Genomic DNA, 21,263 nt, shown 5'->3' with positions numbered 1-21,263 from the left:
CGCCGATCATGGGCTGGCCGAGAATTTCGTGCGGCAGGGGATCACCACCGTGCTGGCGCCGCTGCATTCACAGGATCAGCCGTTTCCGATGGATCAGTATCGGGCGCGGGTGAAGATGGCGCCGAATGTCGGGCTCTTCGCCGGCCACACCTGGATCCGCAAGCGCGTGATGGGTCTCGCCGACCGAGCGCCCACCGCGGCGGAATTGGCGTGGATGCGGGCGCTGGTGGACTCCGCCATGACGCAGGGCGCGCTCGGGCTGTCCACGGGGCTGGAGTACGTGCCAGCCACGTACGCGAAGGTCGATGAAGTCGCGTCGCTCGCTGAGGTGGCATCACCGTACGGCGGGATCTACGTCACCCATCTGCGCGACGAAGGACCGGCGGTGATGGACGCGTTGCGCGAAACGCTCGAGGTGGGGCGGCGTGCGCGGATCCCTGTGCAGGTGAACCATCTCAAGGTGACCGGTGCGGCGCAGTGGGGATGGAGTACGCGCATGTTGGCGCTGCTCGATTCGGCGCGGGCCGCAGGAATGGAAGTCGCTGCCGATGTGTATCCGTATACCGCGTACAGCACCTATTCCGATCTGATGTTTCCGCCATGGGCGTTGGCCGATGGCGCACCGGCCTTCGCGAAGCGGGTGGCCGACCCGGCCACCCGCGCTCGGCTGGTGCAGGAGATGCGCGTCCGCTTTCCGCAGCAGGCGGGCGCCGAGCCGTCGTCGATTCAGTTTCGTGAGGTGTCGTTCGATGCCTCGCTCGCCGGGAAGACGCTGGCCGACTACCTCGTGGCCACCGGACAGCCCGTCACGCTGGAGGCGGCCGTGGAGGCGTTGATCGCGTTGCAGTTGCGCGGCGGCTTCATTGGGATTTTTCATGGAATGGACGAAGCCGATGTGGCGCGCTTCCTCACGCATCCAGGCACCATGGTGGAAACCGACGGGGATCTCGTCACCTTCGGCCGCGGTTTTCCGCACCCACGGAGTTACGGGTCGTTTCCCCGCGTGCTGGCGCACCATGTGCGCGAACGGCAACAGCTCACCCTCGAAGCGGCGGTGCAGCGCATGACGGCGTTGCCCGCGCAGTGGCTCGGCATTCGCGATCGCGGCACGCTCGCGGTTGGGCAGCGGGCTGACATCACCGTGTTCAACGCCGGGCAGATCGCCGATCGGGCCACGTACACCGCCCCCCATCAGTGGCCCGAGGGGATCCAACTGGTGGCGGTGAACGGGACGGTGGTGTTCGAAAACGGGCGCATGACCGGCGCGCTCCCGGGCATGTTCCTCACCCGTGGGCGGGGCGCGCGGTAGACAAGCCGCCCAGCGGCGTATCTTTTGGCATCCCCACTTTCCTCTTCGTTGGAGACGCTCGCGTGACACATCGGCTGTCGTACCGCCTGACCCCCTGGTTCGCACCGCTCGCGGCCTCGGCGCTACTCGTGTTCAGCGATCCGAACGCTCGCCCGCTTCTTGGGCAGGACCGCCCGGCACAAGAGGCCGAGACGCTGCCCCTGAAAACGGCGCGCACGCACAGCTTCACGACCACGAAGGGGACGTGGCTGTCCCTCGACGTGTCGCCCGACGGCTCGCAGATCGTGTTCGATCTGCTCGGTGACCTGTACACGCTGCCGATAGCGGGCGGCAAGGCCACGCGGCTCACCAGCGGCATGGGATTCGACGCGCAGCCGCGCTACTCTCCCGACGGTAAGAAGGTCGTGTTCATCTCCGACCGCTCCGGGGGCGAGAACGTCTGGATTCAGTCGCTCGACGGCAAGGACACCACGCAGGTCACGAAGGGCAACAACAACATGTACGTGTCGCCGGAGTGGACGCCGGACGGTGCGTACGTGGTGAGTTCGCGCGGTGGCGGATTGGGCGGCGCGGCCAAGCTGTGGATGTACAACGTGAATGGCGGCAATGGCCTGCCGATCACCACCGAGCCCACGCTGCCAGCCACCCTCAAGCTGCTTGGCGCCGCCTTCGGCAAGGACCCGCGCTACATGTGGTTCGCCGCCCGCACCGGCGACTGGCAGTACAACAGCATCGGCGCGCAATTCCAGATCCATGTCTGGGACAAGGAAACCGGACGCGTATCGCAGATGACGACGCGCTTCGGCTCCGGCTTCCGCCCCACGCTGTCGCCCGACGGCAAGTATCTCGTGTACGGTACACGCTTCGAAACGAAGACCGGCCTGCGCATTCGCAACCTCGAGACGCAGCAGGAAGACTGGCTGGCGTTCCCGGTGCAGCGTGACGACACCGAGTCGCGCGCGCCGATGGATGCCTATCCGGGCTTCAGCTTCATGCCCGATTCGAAGTCGGTCGTGGTGTCGTACGGCGGTGAGATCTGGCGCGTGCCGGTCGACAAGTCGGCCGCGGCCAAGATTCCGTTCGAAGCCGATGTGAAGCTTGAGATGGGCCCCGAAGTGAAGTTTGCGTGGAAGGTCGATACGGCGGCCATGTTTGCGTCGCGTCAGGTCCGCGACATTCAGCCGTCGCCCGATGGTAAGCAGCTCGCGTTCTCCTCGTTGGGGCGCATTCACGTGATGGCGCTGCCGGGTGGCACCCCCACGCGTGTGAGCAAGAGCACGGCCGGCGAGTTCGGTCCGGTGTGGTCGCCCGATGGCAAGTCACTGGCGTGGGTCACGTGGGACGACGCCGCCGGCGGACAGATCGTGCGGGCCACGCTCGATGCCAAGAAGGGATGGGTCACGCAAACACTCACCACGTCGGCGGGGCTGTACACCGATCTCGCCTGGTCGCCAGCCGGCGATCGTATCGTGGCCATGCGGGCTGCTGCACGTGAAATGCAGGAGGCTGGTGCGGCGTTCTTTGGTCCGGCCGCAGCCGACATTGTGTGGCTGCCCGCCACCGGTGGTGCGCTGTCGGTGATCATGCCGAGTGGCGGACTGGGCACACCGCACTTCACCAAGGACGCGACGCGCATCTTCGCGTATGGTCGCGCCGGTCTGCAGTCGTTCCGGTGGGATGGGACCGACATCAAGACGCACGTGAAGGTCACCGGTCCCCTGCCGCCGGGAGCGGGTGGCGAGTCGGGTGCGACGCCGGCGCTCGATGCGGCGCTGGTGGAGAAGGAATCGCGGCACTACATCGGCGGCCGCGCGGCCCGTCCGTTGGGCACCGACACGCATCTCGATCCGGCTGAGCCCACACCACCGCAGCCGCCGCCGGCGTCGTTGGTGCTGATGGCGCCGAGCGGTGATCAGGCGTTGGCGATGGTGGGCATGGACCTCTACACCATCACGGTGGCGCAGACGGGCGCCACGGCGCCCACGGTAAACGTGGCAATGCCAGCCGCGGCGTCAGTGCCGGTGAAGAAGCTGAACACGATCGGCGGCGAATTCCCCACGTGGAACAGCACTGGCCGCGTGGTGCATTGGGCGCTCGGCAACTCGGTGTGGTCGTACGATCTCGATCGCGCCAAGGTGGCCGAGGACTCGGCCAAGGCCGACGCGAAGGTGAAGGCGCGGGTTCGGGCCGACACTACGAAGTCGGTGAAGGACAGTGTGGCGCGCGCCGACTCTGTCGCGAAGGCCGACACCACCAGGAAGCAGCCGCAGCCCGCGTACACGCCGGCGGAGATGAAGATCACCGTGATGGCACCGCGTGATCTGCCGCGCGGTGTGGCGGTGTTCCGCGGAGCGAAGGCGATCACGATGAAGGGCAACGAAATCATCGAGAACGCCGACATCGTGGTGCGTGATAGTCGCATCGTGGCCATCGGTGCGCGCGGTAGTGTAACCATTCCCGCCGGTGCGCAGATTTTCGACGTGAGCGGCAAGACGATCATGCCGGGCATGGTGGACACACACTACCACCCGCAGTGGCTCACGCCGCAGATCCACAACACGCAAACGTGGCAGTATCTCGCCACGCTGGCGTACGGCACGACAACCACGCGCGACCCGCAGACGTCGAGCACGGACTTTCTGGCGTACACCGATCGCGTGGAGTCGGGCGAGATGATCGGTCCTCGCATTTACACCACGGGCCCCGGCGTGTTTTCGGCGGAGCCGGTGCGCGACTACGCGCATGCGAAGGAGATCATGACGCGGTACGCGAAGTACTACGACACGAAGACGCTCAAGATGTACATGAGCGGCAACCGTCAGCAGCGGCAGTGGCTGATCATGGCGGCGAAGGAGCTCGGCATCATGCCGACCACCGAAGGCGGCCTCGATCAGAAGCTCAACCTGACGCACGGCGTCGATGGCTACCCGGGTATCGAGCACACGCTGCCGATCACGCCCAAGTTCGCAGACGTCTTCGAGTGGTACAAGGCGACGCAGGTGACCAACTCGCCCACGCTGATCGTGGAGTATGGTGGCCCGTTCGGTGAAGGCTGGTTCTACCAGACCGAAGATCTGATGAACGACGCGAAGCTGCGTCGCTTCACGCATCCGGTCGACTTCGATTCGAAGGTGCGTCGTCGCGGCGCGGGGAATGCGCCCGGACCGGCCGGCTTTGCCGTGAAAGAGGAGTACGCGATGTGGCAGCACGCCGAGGATATCGCGAAGACCGTGGCGGCAGGTGGACGCATCGGTGTGGGGAGCCACGGACAGTTGCAGGGACTTGGGATGCACTGGGAGCTGTGGCTGATTGAATCGGGTGGGCTGTCCACCCACGACGCGCTGCGTGCGGCCACGATCGTGGGTGCCGAAGCGATCGGCCTCGGCAGCGAGATCGGCTCGCTCGAAGCGGGGAAGTTTGCCGATCTGCTCGTGCTCGACCGGGACCCGCTGGTGAACATCCGCAACAGCAACAGCGTGTCGATGGTGATGGTGAACGGCCGCCTGTTCGACGGTAACACGCTGGACGAGGTGTATCCGCGCAAGAAGCCGCTGGTGCGTCAACCGTGGAGCTACACGGTACCGACGGCAGCGGCGGGGATCCGGCAGTAGGGGGTCGCCTGATGCCGAAGGGATCAAACTGAACTGATCACGCGGAGACGCGGAGAGCGCAGGGCACGCAGCGGGGACCGGTGTGGTCCTCTGCGTGCCCTGCGCTCTCTGCGCCTCTGCGTGATCTTTTCTTTACTGTCCAGAGGCAGCCTTAGTGCGTAGCGGGCTGCTCCGGCGAAAGCTGCGCCGCGATGTCCAGCAGCATCTCGTCGTTCCCACGCGCCGCGATCATCGACAACCCGATCGGACAACCCTGCAGCGTGCCGAAGGGCAGATTCACCTGCGGCAGGCCACCCAAGCCGGCGATGCACAGCAGGGCCAGTGCGCGCTCGCGAAACGCCACCGTTTCCGCCGGTGGCCGCTTCAGCAGCGGCGCGATGTCGGGTACCGTGGGAAGCAGCAAGACCGCGCCATTCACGAGCAGATCGTCCAACCGTGCGACAATCGCCGTGCGTCGCACGCGCATCGCCGCCACCTCATGTGGCTGCACTTGCGCCACCGCGGCAAAGCGCGGCCCGACCTGCGGACCGAAGGTCGGGCGCACACGCGTGATCCATGCGCGATGCGTGGTCCAGATGTCGTCGTACTGCAGCACGCGGAAGACGTCGAACCACGCCGGTAGTCCTTCGTCGCTGACCGTGATCGGCTCGCCCTCGCCAAGCAGCGCCGCGACGCGCGCGAGCGCGGGCGCGAGTGCGTCGGCGGCACCGGGCAGCGCCAGTGCGAACGCGTCCTGCGCGAGGAGCAGGCGGCCGGGTGCGGCGGCCGTACCGCCCAGCAGCACGTTGCCCACGCGCGCCAGCAATGCCGCGTCGCGCGCGAACCAGCCGACCGTGTCGAAGATCGGCGCGAGCGGGCAGGCGCCATCGAGCGAGATGCGGCCGTGCGTGGGCCGCATGCCGTAAATGCCGCAAAAGCTGGCCGGCGCGCGCACCGAGCCGCCGGTGTCGCTGCCGATCGCGAAGTCCACCAAGCCACCGGCCACCGCAGCGGCCGACCCGCTCGACGAGCCGCCCGGGACGCGGTTCGGCGCGGCCGGATTGATCGGCGTGCCGTAGTGCGCGTTTTCGCCGGTGAGGCTGAACGCCATCTCTTCGGTGTGCGTCTTGCCTGTGAGCGTGGAGCCCGCCGCGAGCAGCTGCGTGGCCACGGTGGCGGTGCTCGTTGCCTCGCCGTGCGTGGTAAACCAGTCGGGGCTGCCGAAGCCGGTGCGATGACCGGCGACATCGAAGATGTCCTTGAGCCCGAAGGTGAGTCCGTGCAGCGGTCCGCGACCAGCGCCGGCCAGCTCTACGTGCGTGTGCGTGCAGAAGGCGCCAAGGTGATCGCGTTCGAGGATGCTGTCCTGGAGTGGCATGCTAGCGCTTCACCGGCTCCGACCGCAGAAAGTCGATGCCTCCCGCCTGCTGTCCCACATCCACCGATGCCACTTTCTGGAGTGTCGCCAGATCGATCACGTCGACCGTGCCGGGCTCCGAGCCAACCCCTTCCACCGAGATGAACGCGTACCGGTCGTCGTCACTCACGGCGATGCCGTGCACGACCTTTCGGGTGGTGGGAATGCGCGCGAGTTCCTTCCCCGACACCGCGTCGAACACGGACACCGACGCATCACGCTTGTTGGTGGCGATGATCCGCGCGCCGTTGTTCGTGGTCGCCAGGTTGTACACGCCGGGGCCGGCGGCAATACGGCGCACCAGCGTCCACGACTTGGTGTCGATCTCCACCAGGTCACTCGACTTGTTGCAGGCCACCCACACGCGTGTGCCGTCGCGGGATGGCTGCGCCCACGTGGGCGAGCAGGAGATGTCCCCCGGCTTGGGGGGCTCCATGCCGTGGCCGGACATGTCGGTGGCCGCACCACCATGCCCGGCATGTTCACTCGCCCCACGCTCCGGCGGCGCACCGGTCATCCCCATCTCCTTCCCCTTGGTGAGGAAGAAGTGCCGACTCACCGACAGCGTGCTGGCATCGATCTCGGCCAGCGTTTCGTCCATCATGCAGGCCGAATAGTGCTTGGTACCGTCGCTCGACAAGCGCGACCCGTGTGGCATGGTGCAGGTGCGGATGCGCGCGATTTCCACCATCTCCTTCGCGGCAACAACCGAGACATCACTCGGCTCCATGTCGCCGTGCAGGTTGAAATTCACCACGAACACGAGCGCGCCATCGGGCGACACCTGTGCCGTGGCGGGGAAGTTGCCCAGCATCACGCTGCCGAGCTGCGTGTCGGTGGCGGCATCGTACTTCACGAGCTTTCCGAATGGCGTGCCGTGGGCGATGGTCACGAAGTACTCCTTCGCACTTGGCGTGATCGCCACGCCGTGGGGGCCAGCCACTTCCATCTTCGACCAGCCCACATACTTCTCGCGCTCCACGCGCGCACCGGTGGGACCGAAGCGCACGAGTGCCACGCGGTCCACCGATTCGCTGGCCACCAGCACGAGGTAGTCGCGCGCCGGCGGCTGTGCGCGCAGCGTGGCGCTGACGCACAGCATCGATAGCACGACCGCGGCGCGCATGGAGCGGGCACTCACGGAATGACCTTCTTCACCGGCTTGGGCTCGATGCGCACGATCCAGAGTCCGTTGTTGTCGTCGTTCACGTAGGCCAGTCCGTCTTTCGGATTCACCACCACGCCCCACGTCATCGCCGCGTTCTTCACGTGGCCGTCCATGTCGGCGGTGTTGAGATGCCCGATCTCGCGCCCCTGCGCGCGGAGGTCGCCGCGCAACTCCCCGGAAATGTCGAACACGCGGAAGCCGGCGTTGTACGCGCCCATGTACAACGAATCGCCGGCCACCCACACGTTGTGTACGCCGCCGTACTCCGGTTCATAGAACGCCACGGCCTTGGGGTTGGCGATGTCGGTCACGTCCACCACCTGCAAACGCCCGTAGGCGCGACCGGCGGCCGCGTCCTTCGTGCCCTTCGGTCCGGCGGCCGGGAAGACTTCGTCGGCAATGAACACGTAGTTCTTGTGACGCCACGCGGTGTGCGTACCGCGAATGAAGCCGGGACCACCGTCAACCTCCACCTGCTTGTACATCGCGTTCAAATCGTACTTGAACTGCGACACCTTCACCGGATTCGACGGTGAGCCGCCCTTGATGCCGTTGCCCACGTCGAGCACGATGAGGCCGTCGTTCCAGTAGCTCGCGTACAGCAGCCCGTCGCGCAGGTCGATGTCGTGCAGCGAGCGGCCGGCGTCGGGGCGTCCTTCGGTTTTCCAGCGCGCGACTTCCTTCGGATGATACGGGTCGTTCACGTCGATCACGTGCAGCGCACCCGTGCCGTCGTTGGTGAGGAAGATGAACGTGCCGTACTTGTCCTGCTTGTACACGAACGCCGAGTGCACACCGCCGGTGACACCCTCGGTGAACTCGGCGATCGGCTTCGGATGCGCCGGATCTTCCAGCGAGGCAATCACGATGCCGTTCTTGCGGTCGCTCGCCCCTTCGCGGGTGAACACCAGGAACTTGCCATCGGGGAACGTCATCACGTCGTTCACGCGACGCGTATTCGATACGATGGAATCGGTCACCTTCGGGTCGGCCGGGTTGCTGATGTCGAGCGCATACAGCACGTCGCCACCGCCGCCCGAGCCGAGGTAGGCGTGCTTGCCGTCCTGGTGAAGCCACACTTCTTCGGTGGTGAAGCGCGTGCGCGGCAGGCGACCCACCAACGACAGCGGGCGGCGCACATCGCGCGGCGCGAGCGTGATCGTGCTCTCCACGCTGCGTGCGCCGAATGACGCCGTGATCGTGTAGTCGCCGGGCTCGTAGCCCACGAAGGCGCCGTCAGCATCGATCTGCCCCTGTCCCGGCGAGAAGCTCCAGGTCGGGGTGAGCCCCGCGATCGACTTGCCGGCCGCATCCTTCGCGGTGATCGCGAAGCGCAGCACGTCGCCGGTGCGCGCCTCCACGTGGCCGGGCGTCATCGTCAGCGACGAAAGCGACGCGGCCGCCACGGTGAGCGGCATGCGCTGCGCGACACCGCCGGTGCTGGCCACAATCGCCGTCGTGCCGGCCCTGAGCGCGGTCACCAACCCGGTGGCCGTGACGCTGGCCACCGCTGGGTTCTCACTCTTCCACGTCATCCGGTCGCTGCGGGCGTCACCGTTGGCCGAGTAGGCGCGCGCCGTGGCCCGCACGCGCTGTCCCACCACCAGCCTGGGCGCGTTCGGTGCCAGTTCGATGCGTGCCGCCGGCCCCGGCACAGCGGTGATCTCGATCACCTCGAACATCGGAGCGGCGCCGGGCATGGTGGCCGTGACCGTGACCGGCAGGATCGCCGTCGAGCTGGCCGTGATCAGCCCGAGCGAATCCACCCGTCCCTCGAAACGCGCGGAGCCGCCCAACCGGTATCGCACGGTGACGCCGGAGATCACGTTGCCCTGCGCGTCGCGCGCTTCCGTGCGCAGGCGCATCGTATCGCCGGCCACGATCGTACGGCTGGCAGGCGTGATCACCAGTCGGGCAATCTTCGGCGTCGGCTGCGCCGAGCCAGCGACCAGCGGGGTTGCCAGTGCCAGCAGGAGCGAGGCGATGGTGACGGAGGGCTTCATAGGCAGGGAGGCTCGGGGGGAGGGCCAACGGTATGTTTTATCTACCACAGTCCACTAATTATGGAACCTGAGTACCCTCGCGTCGAGCGAAAGCACCCGACGTCCACCGCGCCGCGTTCGGCGGCACCGTTGGCCGTCGTCCGGCAGTCGTCCTCGTTTCGAAGACGGCTGCGGCAATTTCATTCATCTGGTGCAACCCACATGAACGTCGTGACCGTTGGACGCCGCGTTGCCCTCTGCATCGCATGGGCCTTCGCCACCGCAGACGCTACGGGTGCGCAAAGCGCGCCGGCGCGCCAGACCGAAGCCGATGCCTACACGCGCTACGAGCTGTTGGCACCGGGGTCTGCCAAGTTCCGCATCATCTACGACGTCACTGCCACGACGCCGGGTGCAGCGTACTATTTCAATCCGATCCGCGCTGGCAGCATCGCCACCGACGAACACGTCAGTGATCGCGCCACGGGGAAGCCGCTCGCCTTCGACGTCGTTGGAGCGGCCGTGGCACGCGCCGGCGGTGTACGGGTGTCGGACACCACGCAGCAGTACATCCGTGTCACGCTGGCCCGACCGGTACCCGCCAACGGCGGCGAAGCGCGCGTGCTGATCGACAAGACGTACGAAGATGCCAAGAGTTACTTCACCGACGGCACGACGATCGTGTTCAACCGTCCACTCGGCATCAAGCGTAACGCCGTGGTGCTCCCGAAGGGCTACGAACTCGAGTCGTGCAATTATCCGTCGCAGATCCTGCAGGAGGCGGATGGCCGCATCGTCATCAGCTTCTGGAATGCGACGCCGGCGGAGGCGCCGCTCGTGCTGCGGGCGCGCCCGGTGCCGACGCTCACCAATGCAACACGGACAGCATCATCCAGCGTACAGGCACGACTCGCCGAGCGTGCGATCCAATCGCGGGAGATCGTCTACTTCCTGCAGCAGCCGGAAACGCACGCGTTCGACTTGTATCACGATTTTACGGAATCGCGTGCCGGCACCGATCACTATATCAATGTGGTGCGGGCCGGCAGCCGCGTGTCAAATCCGTCGGCGCGCAATCTCGACACTGGTGAACCGCTGGCGCTCGATGTGTTGAAGGGTGCGGCGATCACCGCCGCCAAGCTCGATATCGGGGAACCGGTGACGCCGAGCACGGAGATCGTGGTGTTCCGATTTGCACCGGTGGCGCCCGGTGCCACCACACGGCTCCGCATGTCGGAAACGTACACCGACAGTGCGCGCTACCGGCTCGCCGGTGATGAGCTGGTGTGGGACCGCAGCTTCGGCCGGCCGGCCAACGCGGTGGTGCTGCCGGCGGGGTGGGTGCTGACCAACAGTGCGATCCCCGCCACGGTGTCCACCATGCCCGACGGGCGTGTGCGTCTCGACTTCATCAACCCGCGCCCGGATGACATCGCGGTGCTGATCACGGCGCGCCGCCGCTGATCCCGACGTATTATCCGCGCACGGTCGCATTCTCTTCCTTTTGCCAGTTCACGCATGCAATGGTCGATCGTCGGGCTCAACATCCTGTACGCCACCCTCGGTGTAGTGCTTATGTTCGCGGCGTATCGCATCATCGACCTGCTCACTCCGCAGGTCGACTTCGCTGAGGAGCTGAAGCGGGGGAACGTGGCGGTCGGCCTGTTCGTCGCGGCAATCTTCATCTCGGTGGCGATCGTCGTGGGTGGTGCGCTCAATTGACGCGTCGTTTGCGCTGGAGCGTGCTGGCGCTGTTCGCAGCGGCCGCGGTGCCGGTGCCGACTGCCTCGGCGCAGCCGCGCGATCCGGCCGACCGCTACGACGACACTTTTCGGAAAGCCGCGAAGCGTTCCTTCGGACCGGCCTTCGACTGGCGCGTGTTCAAGGCGCAGGGGATGGCCGAGAGCAATCTGGATCCGCTGGCGCGGAGTCGCGTCGGCGCGCGCGGACTGATGCAGCTCATGCCGAGCACGTATCGCGAGATCGCGTCCGAGAACGCCGATCTCGCGATGATCAACAATCCCGAGCTGAACATCGAGGCCGGCATCGCGTACGACCGACGGCTCTGGTTACGCTGGGAGAATGATTCCGTGGCCGATGACCGGCGACAGTTCATGTTTGCCAGCTACAACGCCGGCCGCGCCACGCTGCTGGCTGCGCAGCGGCGCGCACGGGAGCGTCGGCTCGATCCGCGGCAGTGGCGGAACATCGAGAAGATCGCGGCGTCGGTGCCACGCTGGCGTCACCTGCAGACGCTGGACTACGTGCGCAAGATCGACATCAACGTCGCGCGGCTCGACGATCGTGGCCGCATCACGAAAGCCGGTACAACGGCACGCGGGCTGAAACGGTAGCCTCGACGTGTCCTTCCCTCAACGCCCTCGCCCATGACTGCACCTGCCCACGATCGCGAGCTCGTGCTCACCCGATTCATCCCTGCGCCGCCGCATCTCGTGTATCGGGCGTGGACCGATCCGGCGCTGGTGCTGCAGTGGTTCACGCCGGCGCCGTGGAAGACCACGAAGGCCGAACTCGACGTGCGTCCCGGCGGCTCGAACCTGATTATCATGGAAGGACCCGAGGGACAGGTGGTGCCCAACCACGGTGTCTATCTCGAGGTCGTGCCCAACGCGCGACTGGTGATCACCGACGCCTTCGTGGCGGCGTGGGAGCCGTCGGACAAGGCGTTCATGACCACGGTGCTCACCTTCGAGCCCGAGGGTGATGGCACCCGATACACGGCGCGCGTACGGCACTGGTCCGTGAGCGACCGCGAAGCCCACGAGGAGATGGGGTTCCACCACGGCTGGGGTGCCGCCACGGATCAACTAGTCGCCGCGATTCTGCCGCTGGTGAAGGCTGTCGACGCACCTACGGCATGATGCCGATGGCGGTGCCCAGGCGGACGGCCAGCCGTGTGGACATCGACAGCTCCGACCAGGTGTGATGACGGGCAGCGGCAGCGCCTAGCGGCGCGGCTTGCGCGCCCCGGTCCATACGACGATCGATCCGCAGCCGTTTCGCGAGTCGAATTGTGGCGGCACGCTCGAGGTGCGTGAGTAGACCTCGACCGCCATGACTTCCTGTGAATTCACGATCGCGTCGAGATTGCCATCGGGCACCGGTACGTTCATGCCGTTCAGGAACACCGCCGGGGCACAGGTGCCCGCATTCCCGCGCATGAGCACCCGTCCCTGCGCCGACTGGCCGCTGGCGATCGAGATGCCGGGCACCGTGCGGAAGATGTCGGCCATGAAGATCGGCGAGCGCGTGTTCAGCTGATTCTCATCGATGAACGAGCCGAAGCCGGCGCGACGACGCTTCTCGAACTCGGCCATCTGCACCGAAACGCGGTCGCCGCGTACGCGCATGGTATCGACCGTCGCGACCAGCGCTTCGAGCGTGATGTCGGCGATCGCGGTGTCAGCGCCGGGCACGTCGACCACGATGCGCATGGGCTGATATCCGATCGCGCGTGCCTCCACCATCTGCGTGCCGGTTGGCAGTCCATCCAGCGCGTACTTCCCGTTCGTCGTGTTGGTGCCGTTGCCGCTGGCCCCCCAGAGCACCACGCGCGCACTGGCGATCTCTTTACCACTCGCACTCTTGACGGCCCCGCGCACCGCGCCCGTGCCCTTGCTGGTACTGCCGATGAAGAGATCGCGCACCAGCAGGCCGCTGCGCGGGACGCGCAGCTCAATGAATCCCGTGGAGTCGGCACCCGCATAGGCGCGCGCCGTGACCGGCGCATTGCGTGGCACTCCACAGAGCGTGAAGAGGCCCTCGTCGGTGCTGCTGCCGAAACGTGACGGATAGCGCCGCTCCACGCCGCGCGCCCCCACTGTGACTTCGGTGTACTGGGCCCGCACGCGTGCCGCCGGCACCGGCTGGCTGGTGGCGGCGGTACGCACGAAGCCCATGTAGAGCCCCATCGGCTGCTCCGGATCACCCGGCCCGCACCGTTTGGTGATGATCGTCTCGGCCGACGGAATGGTCAGTGGCACCTCGAGCGTATCCGGCGTCGTGATGTTCACGCGAAAGAGCGGCGCTTCAATCGCCAGCTGGTCGAGCCGCTGATGAAAAAATCCGATCAGATACGTCCCGACGGCCACGGAATCGATCGTGAAGCGTCCGTTGGCGGCGGTGATGGCGGTGCGCACGTTCGACGGATTCGCGGCGTCCACCAACTGCACGGTGGCCCCACCTAACCACTGCGTGGCGGCACTGTCGTACACGGTGCCGACGATGCGCGCGCGAAGCGCCGGTGGCGGCGTCGGCGCCGGCGTCGCCGAACGCACCTGCGCCGCGAGCACCGCTGGGGTAGCGAGCATCAACACGAAAAGGGATCGGAACATCGGAGACATGGACGAAGAGTCGTGAGCGACGGACGAGGACAGAACGCGAACGTAGTACCGACATACCCCCAATGCTCCACGTGGGCGCCGCCGGGGGTGTTGGAAAGAAACGGCCCGGGGCGCACCGTGGCACCGCCGAGCAGCACACGCAGGTGACTCGTCGCCTTCCACGCGGCGGTGAGATCCACTTCGTCGGCCACATGCCGCGCCGTCGAGCCGCTGGCGGCGCGAAAGAGCGCATTCTGTTTGTTGTACACGCCCTCATCGAGCCGGCGGCGGTCAAACCGATACCAGGCGCCGCGCAGCGAGAGGGAGGGCAGGGGATCCCAGCTGCTGATCGCGTGGACCTCGGTCACGTTGGGACGGCCGATGACGTCGGCGAAGCCGCCATGCTGGTGCGCCGCCGGGTACAGCACCGCGAAGGCTTCGTTCCCCGCCGTGAGCGGGCGGTCGCCGCTGGCCTGCTCGAGCCCGAGGGCGAGCGACGGAAGGCCGCGCACCCGGCGCCATTGCAGCTGCGTCTCGGCCACCCAGAACCACGCCTGCAGCTCGCGCGCGCCGGCATGCCCGCGTTGCAGCGCGCCCTCAACCTCCACGGACGTCACGAGCCGCGACGTCGCGGGCGTGCCGAACTGCCACAACGTCCGCGCGCCGCTCGTGAGGCGCCGCGTGAGTGCCGAGGGCGTGCGAACCGTTTGCTCGTACCAGTAGCCGTTCCATTGCGTCGGCAGGCCGCGGGCGAACCGCGCCGCGCCGGGGGCGGACCCGAGGGACAGCGTGCGCAGCCGGGCCGTGCTGTCGGCGCGATTGCCGCGATCGAGCCGCACGATCATCGGCCGGATATCAGTGCCTTCGAGCACCAACCGGCCCCGCACGAGCTGCGCCCGCGTGCCCGCCGAGCCGCGACGCGTGTTCGCCCAGTCGGGGACCCCCACCAGTCGCTCGCGGTTCAGCGACACCTCCTGACGGCCGTAGCGCACGAATGAGCGCCCGTACCCGAGGTCCGCGTAGAGATTCTGAATGTCGTGCCGGTCGCCATCGGTCGGTCGCGTCCCTCCCGGCAAGGTGCGACTCAGCGCCTGCGCATCACGCACTTCGGTGAGCACGCGCCCGTGGAGCCGCTTGGCGTGTCCGGCCTGCAGGTCGGCACCGACCATGAGTCGCGTGAGGCCAAAGTCGTCGTGCAGCGGACCGAGGTTATAGGCCCGCATGAACTCCTCGCGCCAGCGCGCCTGACCGGAGAGCGTCAGCGTCAGTGGCCATCCCGTATGGAGCGGCATCGCCTTGAGCCGATCGCTCCACTCCCGCGTCGGGGCCGGCGCACGGCGTGCAGTCCGTGTCGCGGTCCGGGTCGCGGGCGACTGGGCATGCAGCGCGCCGACGGCGAGCAGCAGGGCCCCGACGACAGCGCCTGAAAAGTGGACACGGCAGACCATGGGGGACGATACTCCGTCGGCCACGAATTGGCGCGCCCGGGGTACATTTCCCCCAGAGAGCCGTTCATTCCCGCCCGACTTCGCCCGCCTTCGATCGTGAAAACTTCGCCTTTCGTCCGCCTATCCGTGTCGGCGGTGCTCATCAGCGCCGCGTGTGCGTCCGCCGCCCAGACCGCACGCGGTCCGGTGGCCGCCCCGACCGCGCGCCGTCCGGAGCCGGTCACGCCGATGATGGAGATCGCCGCGGCGCCGAAGCATGCCGCGGCCGATTCGGCGTGGGCCGACTCGGTGCTCGCCACGCTGACGCTTCGGCAGAAAGCCGCGCAGATGGTGTGGATCTGGACGCTGGGCGACTACACCGCCACCGACGCGGCCGCGTACACGAACATCGAACGGCTGATCCGCGAGCAGGAGCTCGGTGGCATCATCGTGTCGGTCGGTGGGCCGCTCGACATTGCCGCGAAGGTGAACGCGCTGCAGGCGGTGGCCAAGTTGCCGCTGCTGGTCGGCGCCGATCTCGAGACCGGTGCGGCGTTCCGCGCCCGGGGTGGCTGGTTCCTGCCGAACGCGATTGAACTCGGGGGGGCGACGTCGTTCCCGTATCAGATGGGCATCGGTGCGTCGCGCGACACGATGCTCGCCTACGAGATGGGGCGGGTAACGGCGATCGAAGGGCGTGCGATGGGCATCCACATGGCGTTCGCGCCGGTGCTCGACGTGAACAACAATCCGAAGAACCCGGTGATTGCGGCCCGGTCCTTCGGTGAAGATCCCGAGCTGGTGTCGCGCATGGGGGCGGCGCTGGTGCGCGGGATTCAGGAACATGGGATGCTGGCCACCGGCAAGCACTTCCCGGGACACGGGGATACCGAACAGAACTCGCACCTCGAGCTCTCGCGCGTGAACGTGTCGCGCGCGCGGCTCGACAGTGTGGAGCTGCGGCCGTTTCAGGCCGCGATCAATGCCGGTGTCCGCGGCATGATGACGTTCCATGGCGACCTCCCGGCGCTCGACACCACGCACACCGCGGCGACACTGAGCGCGACGGTGATGACCGATCTGCTGCGTACGCAGATGGGGTTCAACGGCCTGCTGGTGACCGACGCACTCGACATGAACGGCGTGCTCGGGAACATGACGATGGCGGAAGCCACGCAGCGCGCCGTGATCGCCGGCAACGATGTGCTGCTGATGCCCAGCGATGCCAAGGTCGCGATTCAGGCGGTGGTCGATGGTGTGGCGTCCGGGCGGTTCACCGAAGCGCGCATCGATGCCTCGGTACGGAAGCTGCTGATGGCGAAGCACGAGTTCAGGCTCGACCGCGATCGCTTCGTGAGCGTGGAAGGGGTGCGCGCGCGCGTTGGGGTGGCGGCCAACGTGGCGCCCGCTCGCGTGGCTGCCGAGAAGGCGATCACCCTGGTGCGTGACACGCTCACGCTGGTGCCGTTCAAGCTGCCGGCTGCCAGCCGGGTCGTCAGCATCACGGTCACGCCGCGCGTCGATCTCAGTGCCGGTCGCATCTTCGATGCGGAACTCAAGGGGACCTTCGCCAACCTGCTGTCGCTCACGCTCAGCCCGGAAACCGTGGCCGACAACACGGCGGGCGCCGCGGCCGGCGGCACGGGCGCCTACAAGATCAACCCCGAGCCGGCGCTCTTGCCGGCGTCGGTGGACAATGCTCTGGCCATCGCGCGCGGCGCCGATCTCGTGATCGTATCGAGCTATATCGGGGCGAGCAGCAACACCGCGTCGATGGTCGCGACGCGAGGTCTGCCCGAGCTGCTGAACGGCCTGCGCGCGGCGAACACGAAGGTGGTGCTGGTGTCGTTCAACAATCCGTATCTGCAACTCGGCTTGCCGCTCACCGAGGCGCATCTGATCGCGTGGAGCCCGTGGTCGCCGTCGCAGCGCGCGGCCGCGCGGGCCCTGCTGGGCAAGGCACCCATCACCGGACAGCTCCCGATCACGATTCCCGGGGTGGCGCCGTTCGGCGCCGGCCTGCGTCGCTGATTGCGTCCATTCGACTCACTCACCACTCGGAATCCGCCATGCGTTCTTCATCGCGTCTCGTCGCCGTCGCCGCGGCGTCGCTCATCGCCGTCACCACCTCGGTGGCCGCTGCCGCCCAGCGCCTCGCCGTCGATTTGACCGGTAACTGGACCTTTGAAGTCGTCACCGAGAATGGCACCGGCATGTCCGCCGTCGCCATGACGCAAAAAGGCGACTCCCTCGCCGGCACGTACACGTCGGGCCGGATGGGCACGCTGCCGTTCAAGGGCCTCGTCAAGGGACAGACGTTCACCTTCGCCGCCAGTACGTCGGGGGGCGCGACCTTCACGTTCAGCGGCTCGATCGTCGATGCCGATCACATCAAGGGCGATCTGGACTTCGGTGGGCAGGGCGGCGCCACGTTCAGCGGCACGCGCCAGAAGTAATGGCGTCGGCGGCGCGCTACCGTCGCGCGCCGCGCACCATCTCGTCGATCGCCCGCGCCACATCGGCGGCGCGTTCTTCGTGCAGCATCGTGCCGCCAGGGCGCAGCGTGTCGAGGGCGAACCGCGGCACGTGCCGTTGCAGCATGAGTACCTGCGCCGCACTGGGCGCGCTCGCCGATGGCTTGTCGCCCACCAGCAGCCGCACCGGCACCGTGATCCGCGCGAGCCGTGATGCGATCGGAAACGGTTCCACCGCGGCCTGCATCGCGCCGAGGGTTCGAAGGAGGCCGCGCAGGTCATGCTCGATCGGTGCGACGTATTGCTTTACAACCTCGTCGGTGAGCCAGCGGTCGTCGGCACTCTGATCGCGCAGTGCCGATACAAACCGTCGCTTGGCGAAGCCGCGGCCGATGGGGTTGTCGAGCAACGCGGCAAAGGTGAGTGCGGTGCGAACGCCGGGGGTGCCCTGTTGGTCGATCGGGCCTCCCGCGATGGAGATCACGCCACCGATGCGCGAGGTGTCGGTGGCGGCGAGGTGGAAGGCGATGGTGGCACTGGTGCCCTGCGCCGCCACGATCACCGGCACGCCGGCCGGTAGCTCCTTCTCGAGCACGCGCCCGATTCTGGCTGCCTGCGCACTCAACGTGTAGTCGGCGCCCTTCGGTCGGGTGGAGGCGCCCATGCCGAGCGGATCGATCACGAATGGTTCGATCCCGCGAGCCTGGAGCCCCCGCACCACGCTGCGCATCGAGAACGCCGATCCCACGGGACCCGGCAACAGCAATACCGCCACGTCGCCGCGCGTCATGCCGACCGCACCGCCGCTCACACTCAGCGTTTCGGCGGGCGCCACCGCCACGCGTCGCTCCCCGGGCGCCGGCGTCGGTCGTGCCACGGCGACCTCGCGCCCGGGCAGCACCAGTCCGAGCACCATCAGCGCGGTTGTACGGAAGTCAGCAGGACGGGTGGGCACGGATATTCAGGGAGGAGTGAGCGAACGGCGAACGACGGGCCTTGGCACGAACGGCCGGCTCGGACCACTAACGCGTCTTGAAGGCGCCGATCGCGTTCCGCGTGAAGTCGGAGAGCACGAGCGTGCCGCTCATCGATGCGCGCTCGGCCAGCAGCGTATCCCACTGTTCCGTGCCCGCCCAGAACACACGCTTGAGCATCGCCATCGCCTCGGGGTTGGACGCCGCGAGCGTCGTGGCCAAGGCGGTGACGGCGTCATCCATGGCGGTGACGTCGTCGAACAGCTTGGCGTAGAGCCCATGCCGTTCACCCCACGCCGCATCACGCCAGTCGGCATCGACCGACATGGCCCCGAAGGCGGCGAGGCCGATCTTCTTCTCGATCACCGGACCCACCACGAACGGACCGATGCCCACGGCCAGTTCGCTGAGCTTGGCCGACGCCTTGGACACCGCCATGCTGAAGTCGGAGGCGGCGATCAGCCCCACCGCGCCGCCGGCGGCTTTACCGTGTACCCGGCTGATCACGAACTTGGGCGCTCGGATCATGGCCAGGATCACACGGGCGAACCCGCTGAAAAACTCCTGCCCCTGTTCCGGACCGGCGATCGCGGTGAGTTCGTCGAACGACGCACCAGCGCAAAACGGACCGGTGCCGCCGCTCTGCAGTACGATCACGCGCGCGGCGGGATCGGCGCCGACCGCGGTGACGGCGGCCGCGAGATCGCGCAGAATCGCACTCGGCAGCGCGTTGCTCTTGGGATGGAAGAATTCGATACGGCCGATGCCGTTTTCGATAGCGGTACGGACGTAGCCGTCCGGACTGTCGGCGGGGCGGGGAGCGTCTGTCGTCATGCGCGGAAACTAGCGAGGTGTTCCGATTGTCGAACCCCGTTTGCGGTGGGTACATTCCAGTCATGGACCAGAACCCAACCGTCCCGACCGAGGATCCGGCCCTCTTGGCTGCCTTCGAAGCTCGCATCGCCGCCGGCGAAAGCATCGAGCCGAAGGACTGGATGCCGGAGCGCTATCGCAAGCAGTTGACGCGGATGATGTCGCAGCACGCGCACTCCGAAATCGTCGGCATGCTGCCGGAAGGCAATTGGATCACGCGCGCACCGTCGCTGCGTCGCAAGATGTCGCTCATCGCCAAGGTACAGGACGAAGCCGGGCATGGGTTGTACATCTACTGCGGCACCGAGACGCTGGGCGTCGATCGCCACGATCTGGTCGAGGCGCTGCTCGACGGCCGCGCCAAGTACTCCAGCATCTTCAACTATCCCACGCTGTCATGGGCCGACATGGGCGTGATCGGGTGGCTGGTGGATGGTGCCGCGATCGTAAACCAGACCGTGCTGGCGAAGGCCTCCTATGGCCCGTACGCCCGCGCCATGGTCCGCATCTGCAAGGAAGAAAACTTCCATAAGCGTCAGGGCTACGAGATCTGCTCGGTGCTCGCCAACGGCACGCCGGAGCAAAAGGCCATGGTGCAGGAGGCGTTCAACCGCTTCTGGTGGCCGTCGCTCATGATGTTCGGTCCGAGCGACACCGATTCGCCGAACAGCGCCGAGTTGCTCAAGTGGCGCGTGAAGCGGAAGACGAACGACGAACTGCGGCAGCGCTTCGTGAATCTCACGGTGCCCCAGGCCATCGCGATCGGCATCACGGTGCCCGATCCCGATCTGCATCTCGATGCGACATCCGGTAACTGGGAATTCGGCGAAATCGACTGGAGCGAGTTCTTCGAAGTGCTCAAGGGCAACGGCCCATGCAATCGCGAACGGCTCGAGGCGCGCCGCAAGGCGCACGACGAGGGAGCTTGGGTGCGCGCCGCCGCGTCGGCCTACGCCGAAAAACAGCAGGCACGTACCTCCACGGCTGCGGCCTGAGGCGCGGATTCACATCATGGCAGACAGTCAGTGGCCCCTTTGGGAAGTCTTCACCCAGCCCAACAAGGGTGAGCCGTTCGAACACGCCGGCAGTGTGCATGCGCCCGACGGCGAGCTCGCGCTACAGAATGCCCGCGATGTCTACGCCCGTCGCGGTGAAGCGGTGAATCTGTGGGTGGTGCCGAGCGCCGCAATCGTGGCCTCGGCGCCGTCGGATGCCGGTCCGTTCTTCGACCCGGGCAACGACAAGCCGTATCGTCATCCGCAGTTCTACATCGCGCCGCGCGGCGTGCGCATCTTCTGAGTCGCTGATGACCGATCCGTCGTTCCAGGTGGCCGCCCCGCGTACGACGCCGGTCGCCAATCCGCTGTTCGAGTACCTGCTGCGCCTTGGCGACGATCGTCTGGTGCTCGGGCATCGGCTGTCGGAATGGTGTGGCCACGGGCCGATCCTCGAGGAGGACATCGCGCTGGCCAACATCGCGCTCGACCTGATCGGTCACGCCAACTCGTTGCTGGCGCTCGCCGGGGAAATCGAAGGGCAGGGGCGCGATGCCGACCGGCTTGCGTACTTCCGCGATGCTGTGGCGTACCGCAATGCCTTGCTGGTCGAAGTCCCCAACGGCGACTTCGCCGTCACGATGGTGCGGCAGTTTCTGTTCGATGTCTACAGCGTGCTGTTGCTCGACGCCCTCTCGCGCTGCGAACACG

General features: G+C 66.9%; 18 protein-coding genes. 11 read left to right on the top strand and 7 right to left on the bottom strand.

Annotated elements, in window-relative coordinates:
* Positions 1 to 1,309: amidohydrolase family protein (locus tag ACIRA7_RS08870; RefSeq protein ID WP_396220478.1), on the top strand; the 1,309-nt coding region annotated here is incomplete at its 5' end.
* 62 nt (positions 1,310 to 1,371) lie between these two features.
* Positions 1,372 to 4,920 carry an amidohydrolase family protein gene (locus ACIRA7_RS08865; RefSeq protein ID WP_396220477.1) on the top strand — a complete coding sequence of 1,183 codons (3,549 nt, stop codon included), beginning with the start codon at positions 1,372 to 1,374 and terminating at the stop codon, positions 4,918 to 4,920.
* A 151-nt stretch (positions 4,921 to 5,071) separates the two neighbouring features.
* On the opposite strand, the gene ACIRA7_RS08860 is transcribed toward ACIRA7_RS08865, so the two are convergent.
* The 3 genes from ACIRA7_RS08860 to ACIRA7_RS08850 are packed head-to-tail and all read right to left on the bottom strand — an operon-like array spanning position 5,072 to position 9,487.
* Entirely contained in the window at positions 5,072 to 6,277 is a 1,206-nt protein-coding gene (locus tag ACIRA7_RS08860) for an amidase (RefSeq protein WP_396220476.1), read from the bottom strand.
* 1 nt (position 6,278) lies between these two features.
* Entirely contained in the window at positions 6,279 to 7,457 is a 1,179-nt protein-coding gene (locus ACIRA7_RS08855) for a YncE family protein (protein ID WP_396220475.1), read from the bottom strand.
* On the bottom strand, positions 7,454 to 9,487 hold the full coding sequence (locus tag ACIRA7_RS08850; protein ID WP_396220474.1) for an Ig-like domain-containing protein: 2,034 nt from the start codon (positions 9,485 to 9,487) through the stop codon (positions 7,454 to 7,456). Before ACIRA7_RS08850 ends, ACIRA7_RS08855 begins: the two co-directional genes overlap by 4 nt.
* Positions 9,488 to 9,688: 201 nt before the next feature.
* Here ACIRA7_RS08850 and ACIRA7_RS08845 point away from each other — a divergent pair, with 201 nt between their 5' ends.
* From ACIRA7_RS08845 to ACIRA7_RS08830, 4 genes are read left to right on the top strand one after another with little or no spacing between them, the layout of a single operon-like run.
* Positions 9,689 to 10,930, top strand: coding sequence for a hypothetical protein (locus tag ACIRA7_RS08845; RefSeq protein WP_396220473.1), 1,242 nt, complete (start codon positions 9,689 to 9,691; stop codon positions 10,928 to 10,930).
* Positions 10,931 to 10,984: 54 nt separating this feature from the next.
* The gene (locus ACIRA7_RS08840; protein WP_396220472.1) at positions 10,985 to 11,188 is read left to right on the top strand and encodes a DUF350 domain-containing protein; all 204 of its coding nucleotides are present in this window, start codon (positions 10,985 to 10,987) and stop codon (positions 11,186 to 11,188) included.
* A complete protein-coding gene (locus tag ACIRA7_RS08835; protein WP_396220471.1) occupies positions 11,185 to 11,820 on the top strand; it encodes a transglycosylase SLT domain-containing protein in 636 nt (211 codons plus the stop codon). The genes ACIRA7_RS08840 and ACIRA7_RS08835 overlap by 4 nt, the downstream gene beginning before the upstream one ends.
* A gap of 33 nt (positions 11,821 to 11,853) precedes the next feature.
* Entirely contained in the window at positions 11,854 to 12,348 is a 495-nt protein-coding gene (locus ACIRA7_RS08830) for an SRPBCC family protein (RefSeq protein WP_396220470.1), read from the top strand.
* Between the two features lie 84 nt (positions 12,349 to 12,432).
* Here ACIRA7_RS08830 and ACIRA7_RS08825 read toward each other — a convergent pair whose 3' ends face one another.
* Together ACIRA7_RS08825 and ACIRA7_RS08820 are read right to left on the bottom strand one after the other, a co-directional pair.
* Positions 12,433 to 13,797 carry a carboxypeptidase regulatory-like domain-containing protein gene (locus tag ACIRA7_RS08825; RefSeq protein ID WP_396220469.1) on the bottom strand — a complete coding sequence of 455 codons (1,365 nt, stop codon included), beginning with the start codon at positions 13,795 to 13,797 and terminating at the stop codon, positions 12,433 to 12,435.
* Complete coding sequence (locus ACIRA7_RS08820) at positions 13,797 to 15,257, bottom strand: alginate export family protein (RefSeq protein WP_396220468.1); 1,461 nt, start codon at positions 15,255 to 15,257, stop codon at positions 13,797 to 13,799. The genes ACIRA7_RS08825 and ACIRA7_RS08820 overlap by 1 nt, the downstream gene beginning before the upstream one ends.
* Positions 15,258 to 15,353: 96 nt before the next feature.
* Here ACIRA7_RS08820 and ACIRA7_RS08815 point away from each other — a divergent pair, with 96 nt between their 5' ends.
* Together ACIRA7_RS08815 and ACIRA7_RS08810 are read left to right on the top strand one after the other, a co-directional pair.
* The gene (locus tag ACIRA7_RS08815; RefSeq protein WP_396220467.1) at positions 15,354 to 17,267 is read left to right on the top strand and encodes a glycoside hydrolase family 3 N-terminal domain-containing protein; all 1,914 of its coding nucleotides are present in this window, start codon (positions 15,354 to 15,356) and stop codon (positions 17,265 to 17,267) included.
* 38 nt (positions 17,268 to 17,305) lie between these two features.
* Positions 17,306 to 17,692 (top strand): hypothetical protein, encoded by a 387-nt coding sequence (locus ACIRA7_RS08810; RefSeq protein ID WP_396220466.1) that lies wholly within the window; start codon positions 17,306 to 17,308, stop codon positions 17,690 to 17,692.
* Positions 17,693 to 17,708: 16 nt separating this feature from the next.
* Here the strand turns inward: ACIRA7_RS08810 and ACIRA7_RS08805 are convergent, their stop codons facing one another.
* Complete coding sequence (locus tag ACIRA7_RS08805) at positions 17,709 to 18,665, bottom strand: alpha/beta fold hydrolase (protein ID WP_396220465.1); 957 nt, start codon at positions 18,663 to 18,665, stop codon at positions 17,709 to 17,711.
* A 67-nt stretch (positions 18,666 to 18,732) separates the two neighbouring features.
* On the bottom strand, positions 18,733 to 19,518 hold the full coding sequence (locus ACIRA7_RS08800; RefSeq protein WP_396220464.1) for an enoyl-CoA hydratase/isomerase family protein: 786 nt from the start codon (positions 19,516 to 19,518) through the stop codon (positions 18,733 to 18,735).
* 62 nt (positions 19,519 to 19,580) lie between these two features.
* On the opposite strand from ACIRA7_RS08800, the gene paaA reads away from it, so the two are divergent.
* From paaA to paaC, 3 genes are all read left to right on the top strand, one after another.
* Entirely contained in the window at positions 19,581 to 20,552 is a 972-nt protein-coding gene (gene paaA / locus ACIRA7_RS08795) for a 1,2-phenylacetyl-CoA epoxidase subunit PaaA (protein WP_396220463.1), read from the top strand.
* Between the two features lie 16 nt (positions 20,553 to 20,568).
* On the top strand, positions 20,569 to 20,856 hold the full coding sequence (paaB, locus tag ACIRA7_RS08790) for a 1,2-phenylacetyl-CoA epoxidase subunit PaaB (protein ID WP_396220462.1): 288 nt from the start codon (positions 20,569 to 20,571) through the stop codon (positions 20,854 to 20,856).
* A 7-nt stretch (positions 20,857 to 20,863) separates the two neighbouring features.
* Positions 20,864 to 21,263, top strand: a 400-nt coding sequence (paaC, locus tag ACIRA7_RS08785; RefSeq protein WP_396220461.1) for a 1,2-phenylacetyl-CoA epoxidase subunit PaaC, incomplete at its 3' end; no start/stop codon positions are given.

Source organism: Gemmatimonas sp., assembly GCF_044376735.1.
Lineage (GTDB): Bacteria > Gemmatimonadota > Gemmatimonadetes > Gemmatimonadales > Gemmatimonadaceae > Gemmatimonas.
Note: the sequence above shows the minus strand (reverse complement) of the source record. Positions and strands in the feature narration are given on the sequence as shown.